Origin of the sequence: Adlercreutzia sp. DFI.6.23, from assembly GCF_024462535.1 — a bacterium.
Taxonomy (GTDB): domain Bacteria; phylum Actinomycetota; class Coriobacteriia; order Coriobacteriales; family Eggerthellaceae; genus Adlercreutzia; species Adlercreutzia rubneri.
Window position 1 is genome coordinate 1 of record NZ_JANGBP010000359.1, and the last position, 316, is coordinate 316.

The 316-nt window shown below is 64.9% G+C and carries 1 pseudogene; it reads right to left on the bottom strand.

The features are described from left to right. Window positions 1-316 (bottom strand): annotated as a pseudogene (locus tag NE591_RS13725) (putative DNA modification/repair radical SAM protein); the annotation flags it as partial.

The window sequence follows — 316 nt, forward strand, 5'->3', positions numbered from 1 at the left end:
GACTCCTGATCCGCCCCAGGCGCCGTTCACGGTGATGAAGTAGCGGGCCCGCTTGTAGGCGATGCCGAGCTTTCTCAGCTCCGCCTCGCCGAGGGAGGACTGCCGTCGTGCCCGACAGATGAGCTTCGCCCCGCGCACGCCGATGCCGGGCACGCGCAGAAGGGCCTCCAAAGGCGCGCTGTTCACCTCCACGGGAATGAAGTCCAGGTGGTTCAGATCCCAGTTCGCCTTCGGATCGACATCGGGGGCGAGGAAGGGGTTCTCCTCGTCGATGATCTCGCTCACGTTGAAGCCGTAGAAGCGCAAGAGCCAGTCG